The sequence below is a fragment of the Shewanella psychrophila genome (genome assembly GCF_002005305.1).
Lineage (GTDB): Bacteria > Pseudomonadota > Gammaproteobacteria > Enterobacterales > Shewanellaceae > Shewanella > Shewanella psychrophila.
The window spans coordinates 2,172,202-2,189,858 of record NZ_CP014782.1 but is presented as its reverse complement, the minus strand read 5'-3'; the positions used below and the strand labels follow the sequence as shown (position 1 = coordinate 2,189,858).

General features: G+C 44.6%; 12 protein-coding genes. 8 read left to right on the top strand and 4 right to left on the bottom strand.

The features are described from left to right. Positions 1-14: 14 nt before the first annotated feature. From panP to sps_RS09480, 4 genes are all read right to left on the bottom strand, one after another. Positions 15-1,667, bottom strand: a complete 1,653-nt coding sequence (panP, locus tag sps_RS09495; RefSeq protein ID WP_418346726.1) for a pyridoxal-dependent aspartate 1-decarboxylase PanP — start codon at positions 1,665-1,667, stop codon at positions 15-17. Positions 1,668-1,923: 256 nt separating this feature from the next. After that, positions 1,924-3,093, bottom strand: coding sequence for a glycerate kinase (locus tag sps_RS09490; RefSeq protein WP_077752309.1), 1,170 nt, complete (start codon positions 3,091-3,093; stop codon positions 1,924-1,926). A 99-nt stretch (positions 3,094-3,192) separates the two neighbouring features. Beyond that, positions 3,193-4,551: a GntP family permease gene (locus tag sps_RS09485; RefSeq protein WP_077752308.1), complete on the bottom strand. Its 1,359-nt coding sequence runs from the start codon at positions 4,549-4,551 to the stop codon at positions 3,193-3,195. A gap of 273 nt (positions 4,552-4,824) precedes the next feature. After that, positions 4,825-5,724 (bottom strand): LysR family transcriptional regulator, encoded by a 900-nt coding sequence (locus tag sps_RS09480; RefSeq protein ID WP_077752307.1) that lies wholly within the window; start codon positions 5,722-5,724, stop codon positions 4,825-4,827. 192 nt (positions 5,725-5,916) lie between these two features. Between sps_RS09480 and sps_RS09475 the strand changes: the two genes are divergently transcribed. The 8 genes from sps_RS09475 to sps_RS09440 all read left to right on the top strand — a co-directional run bounded on the left by sps_RS09475 (position 5,917) and on the right by sps_RS09440 (position 17,655). Then, a complete protein-coding gene (locus sps_RS09475) occupies positions 5,917-6,462 on the top strand; it encodes a carboxymuconolactone decarboxylase family protein (RefSeq protein WP_077752306.1) in 546 nt (181 codons plus the stop codon). A gap of 200 nt (positions 6,463-6,662) precedes the next feature. Further along, complete coding sequence (locus sps_RS09470) at positions 6,663-8,321, top strand: 2Fe-2S iron-sulfur cluster-binding protein (RefSeq protein WP_077752305.1); 1,659 nt, start codon at positions 6,663-6,665, stop codon at positions 8,319-8,321. A gap of 40 nt (positions 8,322-8,361) precedes the next feature. Then, on the top strand, positions 8,362-8,844 hold the full coding sequence (locus sps_RS09465; RefSeq protein WP_077752304.1) for a nuclear transport factor 2 family protein: 483 nt from the start codon (positions 8,362-8,364) through the stop codon (positions 8,842-8,844). Positions 8,845-9,062: 218 nt separating this feature from the next. Then, on the top strand, positions 9,063-9,992 hold the full coding sequence (locus sps_RS09460; RefSeq protein WP_077752303.1) for a hypothetical protein: 930 nt from the start codon (positions 9,063-9,065) through the stop codon (positions 9,990-9,992). Between the two features lie 320 nt (positions 9,993-10,312). Beyond that, a complete protein-coding gene (locus tag sps_RS09455; RefSeq protein ID WP_077752302.1) occupies positions 10,313-13,204 on the top strand; it encodes a hypothetical protein in 2,892 nt (963 codons plus the stop codon). Positions 13,205-13,579: 375 nt separating this feature from the next. Continuing rightward, on the top strand, positions 13,580-14,158 hold the full coding sequence (locus sps_RS09450) for a hypothetical protein (RefSeq protein WP_077752301.1): 579 nt from the start codon (positions 13,580-13,582) through the stop codon (positions 14,156-14,158). Positions 14,159-14,197: 39 nt separating this feature from the next. Next, the gene (locus sps_RS09445) at positions 14,198-14,731 is read left to right on the top strand and encodes a hypothetical protein (RefSeq protein ID WP_077752300.1); all 534 of its coding nucleotides are present in this window, start codon (positions 14,198-14,200) and stop codon (positions 14,729-14,731) included. After that, positions 14,728-17,655: a TcfC E-set like domain-containing protein gene (locus tag sps_RS09440; RefSeq protein WP_077752299.1), complete on the top strand. Its 2,928-nt coding sequence runs from the start codon at positions 14,728-14,730 to the stop codon at positions 17,653-17,655. The genes sps_RS09445 and sps_RS09440 overlap by 4 nt, the downstream gene beginning before the upstream one ends. Positions 17,656-17,657 lie beyond the last annotated feature (2 nt).

Genomic DNA, 17,657 nt, shown 5'->3' with positions numbered 1-17,657 from the left:
AGGGTTGATTTAGCTTATTCGGATGCCAGAGCGAGTAGCTGAGGTAAAAAATTATCATCTTGGCTGGCTATCTCTATCTGCTCGGCTAAGACCTGTTGCAGTATTTCATGAGTGGTTAACGGATTAGCCAATACAACACGAAATACCACAGATTTGATGTTAAGGCCTATTTCACTTTCAGGATTGATTCGTGTTCGGGAGACAAATGAAGTCCCTTGTTCTCGCTGACGTTTCTGCACAAACTTGGTCAGGCCATCGAGCACACGATTAAACTCGATTAACTTGTCTGCGTTACCACTTTCTCTGGCTTGCAGCATTGCTACTTGCACTTGCTTTGGTACATAACGGTAGGTGAGCAGGCAGAGTTCGGGCTCTGATACCAGCTGGAAATCACTATGATCTTGGATAAGTTCGGCGAAATAACGTGCCTTCTCTAAACTATTGTTGATTAAGATCTCGTAACCATCACGGCCAATGACCTGCAGGCAGGCATGAACCAGCATGGCCATACCCGGGCGTGAACCTTCCAGGGTTTGACTGCCTAAATCTTTAGAGCCCTTTCGTAAAATATATTCTGCATGGTGTTTGATGGCATTGGCAAAGGCTGGGTCTTTGAAGATAACCATACCTGCGCCCATGGGCACATACATCTGTTTATGAGCATCGATTGTGACAGAGTCCGCGCGTTCTATGCCCTTAAGCAGATGGCGGTACTTGTTCGATAAAAGCGATGCTCCACCCCAGGCTGCATCCACATGGAAATGGCACTTAAGCTCGCTTGCCAATGTTGCAAGCTCATCTAAGGGATCAATATTCCCTGTCTCAGTGGTGCCTGCGACACCGACGATGGCCATCACCTTGATGTTGTCATGTTCAAGCTGTTTCGCCATGGCGCGCATCTTATCCACATCGACCTTGTTGTCGTTTGATGTGGGGATCTGAATGATGTTCTCACGGCCAATGCCCAGCAAGTCTGCCGTTTTTGCCAATGAATAGTGACCACGTTCGGAAACTAAGATGGCCAGATCATCGTAGCCATAGTGGCGCAAACCTTTCATTAGGCCTTGAGCCGACACGCCCTTGAAGTCGCCATCTGCTTTTAGCAGCTGATTGCGCGCTGTCCATAGGGCGGTGATGTTGGCAACTGTGCCGCCTGAGCAAAATGCTCCGAGGGAGTAGTTAGCGCTGTGCATCCAGCTTTTATAAAATTTATCATCTTCACTGTAGATAAGGTGATGCATCATGCCTAAGACTTGACGTTCCAGTGGCGTGAAGGCCTTAGAGGTCTCAATTTTCACCAGATTTTGATTGAGGCCAACCATCATCTTAGACAGGGGCAAGACGAAATAAGGCAGCGCTGAGGTCATGTGACCGATAAAGCTAGGCGATGACGTATGTACCGAGTGGGCCACTAAGGTCTTCATCATATCGTCGGCATAATCTGAGACAAACTGAGGTGCCGAGGGGATCTGATGCTGCTGAAAGTCCAACTCTATCTCAGACAGAGGCTTCTCGATGGCAACCACACTTTCTTGCAGGAAGCCCATCAAATTTTGCGATATGTTTTGCTCGATGACGCTTAATGTTGAATCAGGGGCTTCCGGTACGGTGAAGATGCGCAGTAATGCCTCTTCAGAAGCTGTGGCTCGTCTGGGTGTCATCGACATGGTTATCTCTTAACTATCACACTAATCAACAGGAACTGCTATTTGTTGCAGTTTTCCAAAGGGGGGTCACTTTACTTTATGCGCTTTGGTGCATCAAGTGGCAAAGTTAAAACGATTCATGGGGAATGTAAAGCGATGGCGATTGTTTAGGCTCAGTGGTGCACTAATACATTGAAAATTGAACATTGAAAATTGACAGTGTAGCTGAAGACGATAAATAGCAGCTAGTGTCATTTTATCGTCTTCAGGGATGGTATTACGCCTTTATTTTCATGGCATAGAGAGCGGCGATATTCTGTGAGGCGCTAAACAAGTTATGTTTAGCGTTGGCCAATACTTCCTTTAAGGGAAGCGCCCTTGGCGTGATAGAGAAGATGGCTGATATGCCATGTTCGAGCAACACATTTGCATCATCACTGACGCAGCCTGCGATGGCGATAACCGGGATCCCCTGTACGTTGGCCACACGTGTGACTCCCATGGGGGTCTTACCGTGTAGAGTTTGGCTGTCGAGTTTACCTTCCCCCGTTATCACTAAGTCTGCGCCTTGTATTTTCTCATCGAGTTTAACTGTCTCCATAACGATATCTATGCCGGCTCTGAGTGTGGCATTGAGGAATGCCATGACCCCTAATCCCATTCCGCCAGCCGCGCCCGCACCTGGGGTGTTACGGTTATCTTCAATCTTGCTGTTTCGGATAGGCGTCTGGGCAATAATGTCGGCGTATCGACTCAAGGCTGCATCCAGTCTGGAAATCATCTCGGGAGTGGCGCCTTTTTGTGGACCAAAAATAGCCGATGCACCTTTATCTCCGCATAAGGGGTTGTCTACGTCACAGGCGACGATAAATTCACATTGTTGGATAAGAGGATGGAGATCTTTCATCTCGATGCTGTGAAGCTCGCTGAGTGCCGAGCCACCCACGCCGAGCGCCTTGCCTGAACTATCGAGCAGATGAATGCCAAGGGCTTGGGCCATACCTGCGCCGCCATCGTTGGTGGCACTGCCCCCAAGGCCGATAAGAATGCGCGTGATGCCACGATTTAGTGCATCACAGATAAGTTGCCCTGTGCCATAGCTGGTGGTGATACAAGGGTCGCGTTTCTCGACTGAAACATGGTGCAGGCCAGAGGCAGCAGCCATCTCGATAATGGCGGTTTTTCTATCTGACTGATACTCATCGCCCAGTATGCCGTAATGTGCTGCAACTCTGTTGCCTAGCGGACCGATAACGTCGAGTTCGATAATGGCACCCTTGGTCGCATCGACCATAGACTGCACTGTGCCTTCGCCGCCATCGGCAACAGGTAATTTAAGATATTCTGCGTTGGGCAGGACAGACTTGAAGCCGCGCTCTATTTCCTTGGCTACTTCCATCGCACTCAGGCTTTCTTTGAATGAATCGGGAGCGATAACTATTTTCATTGATTGGGATCCTAAAGCGCTGTCAGAAAAACAAAGTATTGAGTGAGGTATAAAATGTCAGTGGCTGCTGTGACAGCCACTGTACTGTGGGCCGAGCATTTAAAGTAGAATGAGACTCAAGATATACACTAAGGTCATCGCGGTAAGACCTTGAACCAGCGTCGCCATTGTTTGCGCTTTATAGGCTTGTTTTACGCTCATGCGGCTAAACTGAGTCACGACCCAGAAGAAGCTGTCATTAGCATGAGAAACAGTCATAGCACCAGCACCGATTGCCATTACTGTCAGTACGCGGCCCATGTCACTGGCAAGGCCGATATCGCCAAGCATAGGTGCCACTAAGGCCGATGTGGTTACTAACGCCACGGTCGATGAGCCTTGGGCAGACTTAAGTGCTGCAGCCACCACGAATGGCATAAAGATACCGATACCTAATGCCGATAGTGATGTACCTAAGAAGGTACCGATTTCAGTCGCCTTAAGCACGGCGCCAAATGCACCTCCTGCACCTGTGATTAACAGAATGGGCGCTGCAACCACTAAACCTTGAGTGATACGCTCGCTGAACTCTTTAATCTTTTCGCTGCTTTTCAGTAGTGAAATCGACAAGAACAGACCAATCATCAGGGCGTTTACAGGTTGACCTAGGAAGGCCAGCACATCAAATAACAAGCCATCGCCTAACGGCGCCGAAGGGAAGTTAGCGACTGAGCCAAAACAGATAAGTAAAATAGGCACGAAGATAGGGGCAAATGCGCGAGTAGGACTAGGTAATGTACCGTAGGCTTCTTTGAGTTTGTCAAAGTCCTCGACATTATTTTTAAGCTCATCGGCGCCTTCACCATCAGGCTCAACATTGGCAAAACGGTTAGCCCAAAGCGTGCCTGCAAGTGCGGCTATTGCCGCGACAAAGACACCGACCAAGATGACTAAGCCAAGATTCGATTCCAGGCCTAAGTTACCCGCAGCGGCAATAGGACCTGGAGTTGGCGGTACGAACGTGTGAGTCGCATACAGACCCGTTGCTAAGGCGACACTCATTGAAACGCTCGAGACCTTCATGCGATTGGCCATAGACTGCTTGAGTGAGTTCAAAATAACGAAACCTGAGTCACAAAATACCGGAATTGAAACTAGGTAGCCAATAATCGACATGGTCAGGGTAGGAAAGCGCTTCCCCAGCACCTTGATGACCACATCTGCCATGGTGATGGCCGCACCGCTCTTCTCTAATATGGTACCGATAATGGTACCGAGTACGATAACCAGACCGATATAGCCAAGAATACCACCGAATCCGCTAGTGATAGTCTTGGCAATATCTGCACTAGGAAGGCCATAGGCAAATGCGGTAAGGAATGAGGCTAAAATCAGCGTCAAAAATGGGTGTAGCTTGAATTTTGAGGTGGCAATAACAATGAAAAATATCACTGCCAACAAGACTAGTACTTGGCTCATAGTGGGGTCCCTGGTTTATGGGTATTATTAATAGCTATTTTTATAGGTTAACCCGGCTCGCTAGTCGTATTTAAGGTCCACGGCTAAGGTATCGCAGGCTTTGGCTATTATCCTGTGCCGAGTACAATCAGGCATCGTGATTAGAGACTAATTTATCACCTTTATCTATTATTAATTTGTGCGTAAGCACTAAAATTACGTGATTTTACATCATTTTGTCATAAAGCTTGGGTAAAAAGCTGCCTGGAGGAACAAGCGCATCCACCTCAGAATCTAGTTTAATGCGGGATCATTCATAAGCTGTTCTGCTAATAAGTCAACCAGACTGCGCACCTTGGCCGAACCATTGGGGCCCTCTCGATGGATGATGTGCACAGGCCTTGGCTCAGGCTCATAGTCTTCCAGTAAAATTTTAACCTCACCCGAGGCGAGTTGCGGGGCGATTTGATATGAGAGTAAGCGGGTGATCCCTAAGCCCTCGATGGCCGATGAGATGGCGGCGTCGTTGGTGGTGACCGTTAGACGGGGTTTGACCTTAACCGACTTAATCGTTTTGCCATCAGGAAAACGCCAGTCCAGGCCATTATTGCCGGCCTTTGAGGCAATAATCGTGTGTTGATGCAGCTCCTCCGGGTGTTGGGGAAGGCCGTGGATTTGGATATATTGTGGTGATGCACAAAGTACCAGTCTGACTGAGCCCACCCGTCTGGCACGCATACTCGAATCAGGCAGTTGACCTATCCTTACTCCCACATCTATACCTTCTTCGAGCATGTTAACCACCCGATCTAGAAAGATGGCTGAGACTTCCATTTTGGGGTGCAGCTGCAGGTAGCGGACTATTGAAGGCATAACGAACAGGCTACCAAACATCACAGGTGCCGTGACCGCAAGATGTCCCTGTGGCTCTGCATTTATGCCCGTTACCGCTTCATCGACAGCGCTTAGGTCTGCCAAGATACGCCTGGCATCATCTAAGTAACGCAGCCCAACATCGGTCGCCCTAACAAAACGTGTGGTGCGATTGAGAAGTTTGACATTGAGCTGCTGCTCGAGCCCAGCGATGGCACGAGTCACCGCTGGTGGCGACATGTTCAGTCTTCTTGCCGCAGCAGCGAACCCTTGCTCTTCAGCTACGGCAATAAATACTTTGAGAAGATGAAACCTATCCATTTGTTATTCCACTTGCTTGTTAGTTAACTAGCCTATTAATTTACTAGAGTGGTTATTCCATTTATTGGAATTATCAAATGTAATATACGGGTATTCTTCTTTAAAGTGAAACTTGGCAATCTAGTTACCAAGCAAGTACAGAAGGCTTGTTACCGATAAACCAACGAGCAATTCATATAATGGAGAACGACCATGAGCCGCATTAATTTAATCGAAAACGATACTGCCAATAATGAACAAAAAGCCCTTTTAGAGGCGATTCAGTCTCAGCTGGGTATGGTGCCAAATTTCTTGAAAGTGTTCGCCAACTCACCCGCTGCGCTTCGCGCTTTTCTTGGCTTACATGGCATTGCCGGCGAAGGTAGCTTAACGCCGCTGACTCGTGAGCGTATTGCATTAGCCTTGGCTGAACAAAACAGCTGTGAGTATTGCCTATCTGCTCACACTGCATTGGGTCGTAAAGCGGGTCTCAATGGTGATGAAATAGAGGCCAATCGCGCTGGCATCAGCCAAGATGCAAAGGCTGCTGCGGCGGTTAAATTTGCTACATCTCTCGCCGAACATAACGGTAATGTGACCAATGCCGAGTTAACCGCGGTGCGCGCAGCGGGCTACACCGAAGCAGATATTGTCGAAATCATTACCCATGTAGGCATGAACGTGATGACCAATATTCTCGGTAAAGCGAGTCAATTAGATATCGACTTTCCAAAAGTGTCACTGAACAAAGTGGCTTAATTGCTGTGAGTTGAAACGGTAAAACTTGACACTTGTGTCAAATACTTGTTTCACTTGTGTTAGAGCGATATTCTCACCTGTCTTAAAGGGCTATTTTCAACTCTGTCAGGTGAGATACGCTGCTGTCACGCTTTAGCTGGGATATCAGCTAAGAGGTCATAGCTGTCGGATAAGTTTATCGAGTTATTGGAGATAAAGTCATGGGTCATAGATTTGCTGAGATAGGCTTCACACTTGCCGTGAAAGAGGTTCAGGCGAGGCTTGGCAGCCGTAAAGGCTATGAGCGGATGGAAAGTGGCAAGGACTTTAATGATCGCCTTGGCGTTGCTGAAACAGCATTTATCCAGGCCCGTGACAGTTTCTATATGGCCAGTATCAGTGAAACCGACTGGCCTTACATCCAACATCGAGGTGGGCCGAAGGGCTTTATGAAAGTGCTCGATGAGAAGACCATTGGCTTTGCCGATTATAACGGTAATCGCCAGTATATCAGCACAGGTAACTTCGCTAACAATGACAAGGTGTCACTGTTTTTTATGGATTATCCGAACAAGACCCGACTTAAGTTGCTCGGCAGGGTAAAGCTTGTGGATGTGAATGACTCAGAAATGTTGGGTCAGTTGCAGGATGATGATTATCGGGCCAGAGTCGAGCGCGCCTTTGTTATCAAAGTTGAAGCCTTCGATTGGAACTGCCCTAAACATATCACGCCTAGATATAGTGAAGCTGAGGTAGAGGACATTGTAGCGGCTAGGCTTGCCGAAGCTAAAAAACTTGAGGTTAAACAGCTTAAGCAACTTGAAAATAAGCCAGTGGAAAAGCCTGAAAACGTTGGCGGATTAAGCCCTGTGACTTTAGGTGAGGGGCCACTGAGTCTGGTTATCAGCGGCATACGTCAATTGACACCTGAAATACGTGCCTTTGAATTTAAAGCGGCTGGTGGAGGAGAGTTGCCTTTAGTGACTGCAGGTTCTCATATTCGAGTGCCGGTTCTGTTCAATGATGGCTCTCTGGTGCATCGCTCTTATTCTATCTGCTCTAATCCCTCGCGCCGAAACTTCTATGAGATAGCCGTACTCGCTAGACGACAAAGCAGCCAGGTCGATGATGTTTTGCTGCAAGATCTCCACAAGAGTGCATCCTATTCGATCCATCATAACTTTCAAATTGGAATGGTGATTAACTGTGATTTACCAAGCAACCATTTCGATGTGCACTCAGGATCTGAGCCTGCAATCTTGATTGCTGGAGGGGTTGGGATCACTGTCATAAAGCCGCTGTCTCAATATTTAAAGTCGAGAGGCGTAACGCTTTCGCTGCACTATTGTGGCCGAAGTATTCAGGATATGGCTTTTAGGGACCGACTAGAACGAGAGTTTGGTGAGTCGATATCAATTTATCCCAGCAACGAAAACAGGCGAATGAATTTAAGTCATGTGTTATCGATGGCGCCAAAAAACACCATCTTCTATATCTGTGGCCCACAAAAGATGCTCAGTGAGATGAAGTTTATGGCCAATGAGTTGGGTATCGACAGCGACCGGATAAGAAGTGAAGGCTTCGGTGGCGTTGTAGAAACCTCTGTAGAGGATAAGGCATTTACAGTGGATCTTGTTAAGTCGAAACTGAAACTTAAGGTTGCTGCCGATGAGTCGGTTCTCGATGCCTTACTCGCTGCCGATATTGATACACCTTTTAGCTGTCAGTCTGGAAGCTGTAAACAGTGTGCGATACCTGTGATAGAGGGAAAACCTGACCATAGAGACAGTGTGCTGACCGATATTGAAAAAGAGCAGTTACAGCTGTTCTGTCCCTGTGTTTCCCGAGCAAAGACACAAGTGCTGACTCTGGATTTTTAATCATTAATGATGCAAGCAAGACATACAGTGAGAAATAGATATGAATAACATAAATAAAGACAAAAAAGCACCATTGCCACCCTATGACCAAGCCAGTGCAGTGATTAAAGCAAGAATGGCCGAAGATGCCTGGAATGGACAGCAACCAACGAAAATAGCCATGGCATACAGTGAAAATTCAACTTGGCGTAATCGTGATCAATTCGTGCAGGGGCGTGAGCAGATTATCGGGTTACTTACCGCTAAATGGCAGAAAGAACATGAATATCGCTTGATCAAAGAGGTGTGGGCAGTTGATGAACATCGCATCGCGGTGCGTTTTGCCTATGAATATTGTAATGATCAGGGGCAATGGTACCGAGCCTATGGTAACGAGAATTGGCAATTTGATGAAAACGGCTTGATGGATCAACGCCACGCCAGCATTAACGATCTGAAGATTGAGGAGAGTGAACGTAAATTTCATTGGCCCATAGGACGTAGACCGAATCAACATCCAGGGCTGACGGAATTAGGACTTTAGCTTAGCCAAGCAATTAGGCTAATTCATCTAGGGGTTGTGGCTTAAGCGCGGCCCCCTGATAAATCAAAACTAAATCAAAAGTTAGGCTATTAGGACAGACTTCAAACTCTGATAAATAAAAGGTGATAAATTTCCATATCCCCGGACTTTTTTGATAATATTTAAATTAGATATTAAGGTGTAAAACGCCTTATCCTCAGTCACTTTATGAGAGATTAATGGAACTATTCTCCTTACTTTTAAAAATCCGTACAGAGATTGAATGTACTCAAGCCGAGATGGTTGAAAAGCTGTCTTTGCATCATAAGGTTTTTGCCAATCTCGATCTGATCACCTACAGTCGTTGGGAGCGTGGCGTTTCCATGCCTTCTACACTGCGGATCATACATCTACTCTCTTTCGCTCAATACGATGTGATACGTTATCTGGTTAAGTTAGATCTCAAGCTGTCTAAAACCAAGATAAATCAGATGAGACGAATAGTGGCTCATGCTTACGATCAACATGACTTGATTCAGGGGGCTTTTTATCCCATTCCCGATGCCAGTTTTAAGCATCATTGTGGATCTGAGCCTTTGACCGATATGGATAAATTACAGAGAATTTGCGATAGCAGTGGGCGTTTTTTTAAACTCGATCATATTGCTGTGCGGGAGAGGTGTGAGCGTTCTATTATCTTGCAGGAAAAGCATGCACTGCATATATTAACCTGTGAGGGTAAAGATGATTCTCTTTATGCTCATGCCATGTTGTCGGTGCATAACCTGCATGAGAGAGAGCTGCTGAGGAGTGAGTTTAGACATTTTTATAATGCCCCCCGTGACGCCGAAGTGCGTGGTGAAAAAGTGATGTTTTTTCATTCGGCAATGCGGTTTAGTTTCAAATGGTGGGAGTATACCTGTGCATATTTACTTCAGGTTTTATGTCATGATCCTGAGATAAAAGAGATCTTTTTTATCGTTAGAGATAAAAGTTCTGCACAAATATATACCAACTTTGGTTTTAAGGTTGAAGCTAAGACTGAGAATGAAGATATGAATCCCTTCGGCGGCAGACGAAAGCTTATCAGTATTAGCCGAGATGATTTCCTATCACACCATGGGATAATCGCTTGGTTGAAGGCACACGCTGATTTACTTGAAAGTTAGAGGTTCAACATATTTAAAAGATAGCTCCCCATATTCGCTTCTATAGGCATAGTTAAATTCTTTATTCCTACAGTGCCCTGTAGAAGCCCTAGTCCAATTGTTAACATCTGCTCGAAATTACTGCACCATCTCCTTTTTCAAATTGCGTTAACTCTGGGTTATTACCGATTGGTATTACTGGCTTGAAAAGCATTAGCTGCACGCTTTATCAGTGCAGGCTCTTCACTGCTGAGCTAATCGTGAACCTTTAAGTTTCCTCAAATCATTAGAAAATTGACGTTGGCGTTGCGTTGTAAAATGGACTTTTAATGGGGTTTACAATGAAATTTTTTAATCATTTATGCATATTATTATCACTTACTATCCTAAGTGCGTGTGGCGGGGGGGCTGAGAGTGATGGCGGCGATATAACACCTCCGCCTCCGCAACCAGTTGTCAAAAAGGGCGTGACAGCGATGGATTTTCGCCGTTCTGTGACGATAGCTGATCATACCGCGCAGCCATTGACCTTTAATTTATCTAACTATGTGACCTCTAAAGCGGGGAATAAGCTCTGTCTGGAGAACGTTACGCCGCTCGGAAATATGCCTGCCTGTCAGGTAACAAACATAGATAAACAAGGGCTAGCCTTCTCGGTTACGCCCAATAAGTCTGTGAGCTGTGATTACCGCTATACCGTGACCGATGGGGAGGAGCAGATTTCTGGTCTGGCTTCAATCTTGTTTACCAGTCAAAGTGCTAAGCAGATGGCTGTAGAGCAAGGGCTAGTGCTTCCTGTTGGTGGTGTATTACCGGAATTAAGTCAATTCCTCGCAGTGGGCAAGACGCTGATCCTTAACATTCAAGATGAACTCGCCACAGAGTTTTTGCCGATGACGAACCCAAGATTTGAAGCGTCAACTGTGGTCGTTGGCAGCGGCACCGCTAACGTCTCTGAAGATGGGGATTTTAGTTATCAAGGGATTGAAATCGGCCTCACGACGGTGACCTATTCCGTGGTCGATGATAATAAACTGGTGTTTAGCGGCGTCATCAATATTGATGTTTCAGGGGATAGTAATACTGCTCCTGAAACCAAAGATGAAACCTATGCTCGATTAGTTCCCGTTGAGGATTCATTGACGCTGGATATTTTACACTTTCCAGGTGTTGGCTCATTGGTTAACGACAAGGAAGGTGACAAGGTGCAACTTGTTGGCGTGCAGGTGTATGACGCCAATGTCAGCCTAGTTAATCCGGGTGATGTCAATAATACCCAGTTTACTTTTTCAGCCAGTGAAAAGGGACTATATCAAGTTAAGTACACGGTTTATGACCATGAGGTCGACGGCGTGAGCAGTGGGTTTATCACCATAGAAACAGGCTATGTACGTGAGGGGATTTTAGAGTTTTCCTTTAACGGCTTTATCAAACTCTTTGGAGATGGCGCCTTAGGGGCTGCAGGGCGTAATACTTTGATTAAGCCATTTAAAGAGACACTGCTTCCCTATATGGAAAATAATGGCTTATATGCCACAGCGCTTAAAAATATCGGTTTTGGTAATTACCGAATCGACATGAGTAGTGAAAGTGGCGGTGAAGATAAGATAGTCCTATTTACAGCATTAAATGCACTGCAGCCGATTGAAACACTCATTGAGCTGCCTGCCACAAGCCAAGTCTATTACGGTTTAACCTATGCCGATCGCATCATGGGATACGGCGGTATTGCCTTCGAGGTAACGCAATATGGTAATGCTATCGCACATAACCAAATATACGGTACCGTTAATGCTTGTTATGGTGATTTTACCGATAAATTTAATGCATTAAACCTAAGTGATGTAGCAAAGATTGAAAGCTTTGGCACTTTCTCTGCGGTCGTTTATTTTAATGATGGCACGGCGACCTATTACAGTATTGACTGTGGTAGTACTGGCAAACTTATCAGTTCTGATTGGACTAAACAGATAGGTAAGGTATCACAATGTTGGGATGCATCAGATAATGGCAAACAGCACGGCTCATTTTATTGCTTGAATAAAGATCAAAGTGAACAGGCTTTTGTGCGCGTAGTTGGTGCTCAGGAAGTGGATGAGAAGGGCAATATCTATCTTAAGTTCGCCAATTTCTTCAAAAACACGGGTAAAAAGATAGTTAAGAGTACCCAAGTCAGCAAAGGTATTGCAGCATTAACGACCAGTGGTGAACTGTATGTACTCTTTGATGGCAAAAACAAAGACGGAGAGACATACAAGGTAAAAAAAGTAGCGACGAAAGTGCAGGATTATCAGCAAGCATCCAATTATGTCACTTATATGCATATGGTCGAAGATGATTATCGCACTGACGAAAATGATGCGAACAGTAATACGCCACGTGATGATTATTACCTTGAATTTAACGGTTATGCACAGTATCACCGAGAGCAATTACCGGATGGTAAAGCCCTGAACATGACACTGGATTTTAAAGACATAAGTCACAGTAAACGTAAAAAAGTACGTTTTTATGAAAACAGTGCCAACGCGGTTGCTTTGTTAATTGATGACAAACTCAATATATTAACCAGTAAAGGCCTTAAGGAGTATGGTGGTAGAGATCATCATAATAATATTATTGGAGACTCAGGAAACTCTTTTGGCGTTTATACCGCTACCGCTGGCCAAGGCCGAAGCACCTTTTTTGCCCGTGGTAATAAAACCGCTCATGAAGACCACTGGGAGTTATACAGCCCATTGGAAGAGCTTGATAGTAGCTTAAGCTGTGACAAACCTAAACATGGTGAAGTTTCTTATCCGTACATTTTAACCGGATGTATCTATCTTGATTTTAAAATGAACGGCGCGGTAATCGCATCACCTGGCTCTAACATTACTGTCTATCCAGAAGTGCGTTTTGCTAACGAAGATGCCGCGGGTAAGGTTTATCCTGACTTAGTGGATTTAGATAATGATGGCTTATCTACTGAAATCGAAGTTGAAGAGTGTTTGGCTGAGCGCACAGAGTACCATAGTGGTGATATTGAATACTGCTCACAACCTATATTATCGGACAGTGATGGTGACGATGTATTAGATAGTTTTGAGCTTCTTCATCAGGATATCGGTAAAGGCAATTATAATAGTCGCTTTAGCCACATTGTCGGCGATTATAAGAAAAATGAATTTGGCCCCTACGATGGCAATAAAGATATTAATAGTAATAGTCAACTAGATAAGTACGATAACTAGCTTAATCCTATGTAATACCGAAATATGCGTAGAAACAGAAATGGCAGCGTCTTTATTCAAGCGCTGCTTTTTTTTGCTCAAATAGTACCAAAACCTTCAAATATCTGCTTCAAGCGAACAGGCTAATAATGCTTATTTATTATTCGAATTGTAGTTTTTAGATCATAAATGATGACTGTCTAGTATATTTTTCAAACTAGGTAGGCGTTTTTGATTTTTAAAATTCAGTTTTGACCTGTCGATAATATCTCCAAGCGCTAATATGTGACTTGAAAATTGACCTATCAAACATACATGCAACTAGCAAGGTGTGTGACGCAAAAAGTTGCTTCGCCATGCAGGCTATGTAAATCGAACTTTAAAAGGATGTATTTTATGAATGCAAAAATCTTATTACCACTCGCGCTAATCGCACTTTCTGGTTCTGCACTTGCTGATGATGCAACCACTACGCTGCACTGGAAAGGTATCGTACCGACAGTGGCACCTGGTGAAGGCGTGATTATCACAGGTCCTTCAGGTCGCCTACCTTATGTCGATTCTGCTGGATTGGATGTTAAAGATAGCACGGGTGTGTTCACTTCAGATCAGATCTCATTAGAGCTTCACTACCGTAACTGTGCCGATGGTACTGCAGCCGTTGCAGGTGCTTGTGCTGATGGCTTTATGGAAGGTGAAGTAGCTGAAGCTGTTGGCGAAATCATTCCTGATGCTGAATGGACCATGAGTTCACTAGAGACTGTGATTGGTACGCTTGATACGACTGGTATGGGCACTGTAGTTAAGATGGAAGGCACTCAGATGGACAAGTCTGTTCCTGTCACTGCGACAACTGGCACAGTGACCTTTACCACTGAGAACACTGAGAGTGTTGTGACTTCTATGGGCGCAGAGCTAGTTGCTGGCCAGAATATCGAAGTGCACACAGTGATCAATTCAGCGAAAGCTATCTAAGTTCCGCGCATTTTGTATTTGATAAATCGAGAGTCCCTTATGAAATATTTAAAAGTTTTCTTTTTTGTATCTCTATGGTTTGCGGCAGATGATGCCTCGGCTCTTGATTTATCTTCATCCGATAAGCAACACGAATTCAGCGTCGATACCAAGATTGAGCTGGACAAGTTTTACGACAGAGACATTATCAAATTTGAGTTTGTAAAAAAGAACTGGGAACTGGAGTTCGATGGACGCAATTACAAATTTAATGATATCTCCGATGTACTGCAACTGGAAACCACTATCGGTAAGAGTGATCCACTTAACTCATATTCTCTCTATCTTATTGAAAATAAGTCTGTTTGTTATGACGTGAAAGGGACACAGACAGAAAGCCAAGATTTAGTGACGGTTAAAGTTGATGGTGCAGAGATAAAGATTGGTGAAGGCCTGAGTAATCTGGAGTTCGATGGTGTAGGCCGAGTAGGTAAGTATAGCAACTTCGATGTAGAGCTTAATTTTAAGCCTGTGAGCTTAATGGATGACTACTGCAAAGGGATCATTAAGATGAGCATAGAGTTAGATTTATGAGATATAACAGACTAGCTTTATCGATTCTATTTTGCCTCTCTTCTACCCTTAACCCTTTATTTTCATTACCTGCTAATGCGTCGGTAAAGAGTGAAGGTATTGAGATCCCTGCAGAGTTTGCCGACATGTATGCGGGCAGTACAGAGCATTTTACCTTCGAGCTTGCCAGTGCAACAGAGCAAGTCTCTATTGAACTAAACTCAACACCGACATCTGCTTCACTCAACTCTGCTAGTCTTGGGAGGGTAGAGCAATATTTATCCCGCTATTACGTTAAGAAAGAGTCTATCTTTGAGATAGTCTCGGCGATGAAAAACATAGCCACTTCAAGCTTGTGTCAAGGCAAAGTATCTGAATGTAGCTTGATGCCAGAACGCTACGCTTTTACCTATGACTTTGAGCAAAAACATCTCACTCTATTTATTAATGCTGGGCTAATTGATAGCCATAAGGCAGCTAAGTCTTTCCATGATGCCACTAACGATCAATATGGGGCGATTAATAGTATCAATGTAAATTATCACTATTTCAGCGACGGAGGCTCGTCTCTGATTGCCCGTGATGAAACTTTGGTGGGCTTAAAGTATGGCTCGATCACGTCGAGTATCTACGCCGATACGTCCAGTGATAAGTTTGAGGCTGAGCAGCTTTCCTATGACTTTGAGAGTGGTAATCGCCGTTTTCAAATGGGTCATTTCAAATATGGTTACGAGCAAAATTCCACCTCATTTATGGACTTGTCCGGTGGCTATTCTCAGGATGTGATCAATTACTCTTCCTCTAAAAACCTGATTGATGGCGGTAAGCAGAACAACCGACGCTTGTTTTATATCTTACCTAATAAGGGACGCATCGAAGTATATCGTGATGGCCACCTGATCCATAGCCAGAATGTCGATGCCGGACAGCAGAGCATTGCTTTTCGTGATCTGCCTTATGGCTCATATACGGCAACAATTGTAGTAGTGTCATCGGGACGTGAGATCTTAAGAGAGCGTCAGCAAATATTTAATAACAGCGCTTTTTCACTCAATAAAAGCGAATATGATTACAGTTTCTCTGTGGGTATTTTAAATGATCGTTACGACGATGTTGAAGATACACTCGATGGCCAGAGTCGTGAGCTTAGGGCATTTCAAGATAAGTTAGGTTATCGCATCGATGTAGATAGCTTTATTAATGCTGGTATCTATAAGGATACAAATGGGCTGGTAATTGATAGCTACTTTGAAAGTATTAATCAGAGTCAGCAGCTTGAGTTAGAGACCAATAATTTTATAGAGGGAAAAGCCGCCTATCAGTTAACCGACAGCATCATGCTTGGCGGCCGGGTGCTTTCTAATTCTGATAACACCATGGCGGAAATTGGTTTTAAGCAGTCGATTAATGATGTGTCTACAGCCCAACTTAAATATGCTTCTTACTCAAATGGCAGCCAGTTTATTGCGGCAGACGCCAACTTTTATAATGTCGGCGTTGGCTATGAGAAGTTTGATTCTGCCGACAGTGATTATGGCTTAGATAACTACATGTTATCGAACGCAGGTTATGAGCGTCTCAATGTCAATGTGTCCTCTAATATCTTGGGCGGCCAAGGTTATCTGCTTTATGTCAATAACAGGGTGGATGGGGATAATGCGCCTGGGCAGTTTGTCGATCAAAGTAACTACTGGTCGGTCAGTGCAGGCTACTCCCATTCATTTATTGCCGACTCAACCATTAACTTCTCTGCGACCTTCCAGGGGGGTGATAGTTTTGGTGTGAATGATGATTGGTATGCAGGCGTGCAGTGGACTGTGCCACTCTCTGCTAATTGGAGCGCAAGCTCATCGGTTTCAATAAGTCATCAAGGCCTTGATGAGTTTAGAAATAGTGTCGCTAACGATGTGCAATTTGGTGATTCATTGTCGATGAACAATGAGGTCGGGATCACCTATAACGGCACTGGCATTGATCAAAACATGAACTCAGATCTTTCGAGTAATATTAGTTATAACGATGAGCATATTATGTCTGATACTTATGCTTATATCAGCTCGGATGGTACCAGCTCGGTTAGCACTAGCCTCAACAGTACGCAGGTATTATCGGGTAAGGGCGAGTTTTACTTCACTTCACAGAAAAGTGACTCCTATATCATTGTCGATGCCGACAACCAAAATAGTTTAGATGCCCACCGTGGCCTGCTGTCGGTTTATAACGATAACAGCTTAAGTTACAACCAGAATATAGACACAGAAGATACCGTCATTCCTGTCGACAAGTATAAGGCGTTCAATGTACGTCTGGATACTGATTCATCGAATTATATCAGTGATCAAGCCCATGAAACCACTGGGTATAGCTTACCTGGTACCGTGATCTCTTTAGGGATCGATCTGGTTAAGATTAAAACCTTTATCTCCTCATTTGATGATGTGAATAACAAGGCTATCTCTCATGTCCAGTGTAGCGGCGAAGGGTGTGTCGATGTAGAGAAAATAGAGGAGGGGGTATTTAAGATCTCTGTGATTGCAGGGTCTGATTATCAACTGATCTCACAGAACCAAACCTGTGTGACGCCAAGTCTAGATAGAGATTTAACCTATATCGTTAATACAGGTAATAACTACTGTCTCCCCGGCTTAGATAATGACGAGGCACTCACCCTTGTCCGTGATAACAAGCTTGAGCCGGTCACTATCGATGGCAGCGAATATTACTTTGTTGGTGTATTCACCAATGAAACCGATTTGATTAATACAGGACGAACACTCAGCGATGTTGGTTTGACTGTTATCACCCGCATCGTAGGTCAGCGTAAATACATTTATGCCACCAATGAGTCTAGCTTAACGGCTAAGCAGGAAACGGTATTAAATGAATTAAGTCTTTATGCGAAGAGTCTGATTAAACAGGACAACTTTGCAAATAACTGGAATTAAAT

Coding starts and splice junctions, on each gene's coding strand:
- sps_RS09445 (WP_077752300.1), top strand. CDS start 14,198: ATGAAATATTTAAAAGTTTTCTTTTTTGTATCTCTATGGTTTGCGGCA.
- sps_RS09465 (WP_077752304.1), top strand. CDS start 8,362: ATGAATAACATAAATAAAGACAAAAAAGCACCATTGCCACCCTATGAC.
- panP (WP_418346726.1), bottom strand. CDS start 1,667: ATGTCGATGACACCCAGACGAGCCACAGCTTCTGAAGAGGCATTACTG.
- sps_RS09490 (WP_077752309.1), bottom strand. CDS start 3,093: ATGAAAATAGTTATCGCTCCCGATTCATTCAAAGAAAGCCTGAGTGCG.
- sps_RS09460 (WP_077752303.1), top strand. CDS start 9,063: ATGGAACTATTCTCCTTACTTTTAAAAATCCGTACAGAGATTGAATGT.
- sps_RS09470 (WP_077752305.1), top strand. CDS start 6,663: ATGGGTCATAGATTTGCTGAGATAGGCTTCACACTTGCCGTGAAAGAG.
- sps_RS09450 (WP_077752301.1), top strand. CDS start 13,580: ATGAATGCAAAAATCTTATTACCACTCGCGCTAATCGCACTTTCTGGT.
- sps_RS09455 (WP_077752302.1), top strand. CDS start 10,313: ATGAAATTTTTTAATCATTTATGCATATTATTATCACTTACTATCCTA.
- sps_RS09480 (WP_077752307.1), bottom strand. CDS start 5,724: ATGGATAGGTTTCATCTTCTCAAAGTATTTATTGCCGTAGCTGAAGAG.
- sps_RS09475 (WP_077752306.1), top strand. CDS start 5,917: ATGAGCCGCATTAATTTAATCGAAAACGATACTGCCAATAATGAACAA.
- sps_RS09485 (WP_077752308.1), bottom strand. CDS start 4,551: ATGAGCCAAGTACTAGTCTTGTTGGCAGTGATATTTTTCATTGTTATT.
- sps_RS09440 (WP_077752299.1), top strand. CDS start 14,728: ATGAGATATAACAGACTAGCTTTATCGATTCTATTTTGCCTCTCTTCT.